We start from the raw sequence: 2,090 nt of genomic DNA, 5'->3' as shown, positions 1-2,090 counted from the left end.
TGTCCTGTACGCTGCTCATTGCTGTTGTCCTTTCCTGGATACAGTGCGGGGGCGTGCAACCAGATACCCCAGCCTTCACAGCTAGCGACAACACTATGAAATGTCAATGCAGGTATAGAAAGTAAAAGCCATGTAAAGTGGAAATAGACAGTATGTATAACTGCGAACAGGGGTGCAAATGAAATTGGCAAGTATCTAAGTGGTATTCTACGAGTTTCTACGAGTTTCCAAAAGTTTCTACGTCGTACCCACCGGCAGGATAGAGGAGGTGGGCCCACCTCCTGTCCTCATTCCATGAGGATGCTTATTCGCACGGCCGGGCCGTGCTCAACGCAAGCGTGAGAAAGGGGGAATTTTTTAACCGTTTCCGTCTCAGAAAACGGAAAATAAAGCACGCCAAGCCGACGTCGGTAACCACGGCGACGGTACCCGGAGACGACAGGGTTCGGGTTCGGGCGTGGGCTGAAAGGCAGGCTTCAACAGGTTTTGCGAAAAACATGCTCACTTGGTTGCGTGGACGTGATGCCGCAAATGGAGCATCCGTTCTACTCGCTCTCGAAGAAGCCAGAGACAAGCATCCGGCGCTATGAGCACAATGGTCAGTGGCTACAGGTGACGCCGAGCGTCAAAGGGCTCGCCACGATCTACGACAAGGACATTCTGATCTACTGCATTTCGCAGATCATGGCGAAACTGAAGAACAACGAACCTGTCTCCAAGCGGGTGCGCATCAACAGCCGGGACTTGCTGATCTTCACAAATCGTGGCACGGCAGGGAAGGACTACGAGGCGCTGCAAGATGCTATCGAGCGTATTCGCGGCACGACGATCTCGACCAACATTCGCACAGGCGATGAAGAGCAGACTGACACGTTTGGCCTGATCGACGCTTCATCCATCCGCCGCAAGCATGGCCTCGATGGCCGCCTGATCTCCTGCGAAATCACCCTCTCAGATTGGGTGTTCAACGCGATACGGCACAATGAAGTGCTGACCCTGCACCGTGATTATTTCCGGCTGCGGAGACCGATTGAGCGGCGGATTTACGAGCTGGCGCGTAAGCACTGCGGCCAGCAGGCTTCCTGGAAGGTTTCGCCCGCAGTCTTGTTCAATAAATCGGGATCGAAGTCCTCGGTGAAAGAGTTCCGGCGCTCGCTGCGGGAACTGTCGATAACCGATCACCTGCCGGACTACCATGTAACCTTTGATGAGAAGGAGGGCATGGTCACGTTCAAGAACCGGGGCACGATGAAGGCGGCGTTGGCACCAGTCGAGCCGTGGGCGGGAGGGCTCGATGCCGATGTGTTCGGCGATGCCCGCAACGCCGCGCCGGGTTGGGATATTCACTATCTGGAGCAGGAATGGCGCTCATGGCTTGGCGAGAACGAAATCATACCAAAGTGCCCGGAGCGCCACTTCGTGAAGTTCTGCCAAAGCTGGTTTGAGAAGCGCGGCTATCCCTGATTGTGCAGACACGGCCCCCCTGTGTTTCGCGCTGGGAGCGATGCCCCATTTATGGTGGTATTTTACTGGCGTCTTCCCCGTTTAATTAATAGGATTCAAGTAACTATTAATATCAAGTCACGAAGCCTGTTTTCTGGCAGTTGGGAATCCAGCAACGCCTTCTCCAGATTTTTCCTGTCAGGCATTCCATTTCTCTGAATATAGGCAATTTCAAATATCGGATCTCTACCTGTCTTTTTCCATTTGCCGTTCATACTTTTTCTTATGAACCTCAGGGCTTCTGACGACCTGGTAAGGTTCATGGCGTAAGTATGAAAAGCGTCCAGTACTGCATTGAGAAGTTCTGCTTTGTTTTTGGCTTTGTCCTGGCACTGCCATGTTTTTAGCGAACAGAATGCAATTGCAGCTATAAACACCGAGGCGCCTGCGTTAAGTGCGCTGATTATTGTGTCCATTGAATTTCCCGTATCCAGATTCAGGCGAAATACCGTCATGCCATGGCCGTGGTTGGTAGCTTGGTGCTGCGCAATGGTTTTTACGGCAGTCCCCGGATGGTCGCCAGAGGCAGGAACAGCATGCGCGGCGCGTCAGGCAGCACTATGAAGCCATGGTGCTGGTAGAATGAA

The 2,090-nt window shown here is 53.0% G+C and carries 2 protein-coding genes; one reads left to right on the top strand and one right to left on the bottom strand.

What is annotated here, in order from left to right; translation table 11 throughout:
* Positions 1-531 precede the first annotated feature (531 nt).
* The gene (locus HEQ72_RS11205; RefSeq protein ID WP_245184344.1) at positions 532-1,464 is read left to right on the top strand and encodes a replication initiator protein A; all 933 of its coding nucleotides are present in this window, start codon (positions 532-534) and stop codon (positions 1,462-1,464) included.
* A 95-nt stretch (positions 1,465-1,559) separates the two neighbouring features.
* Here the strand turns inward: HEQ72_RS11205 and HEQ72_RS11200 are convergent, their stop codons facing one another.
* Complete coding sequence (locus HEQ72_RS11200; protein ID WP_168023428.1) at positions 1,560-1,919, bottom strand: hypothetical protein; 360 nt, start codon at positions 1,917-1,919, stop codon at positions 1,560-1,562.
* Between the last annotated feature and the right edge of the window lie 171 nt (positions 1,920-2,090).

This window comes from Haematospirillum sp. 15-248 (assembly GCF_012102665.1).
GTDB lineage: Bacteria > Pseudomonadota > Alphaproteobacteria > Rhodospirillales > Rhodospirillaceae > Haematospirillum.
This window is presented reverse-complemented; position numbering and strand designations above follow the sequence as displayed.

Excerpts from the sequence above, each read along its gene's own strand:
- HEQ72_RS11200 (WP_168023428.1), bottom strand. The coding sequence starts at position 1,919 with ATGGACACAATAATCAGCGCACTTAACGCAGGCGCCTCGGTGTTTATA.
- HEQ72_RS11205 (WP_245184344.1), top strand. The coding sequence starts at position 532 with ATGGAGCATCCGTTCTACTCGCTCTCGAAGAAGCCAGAGACAAGCATC.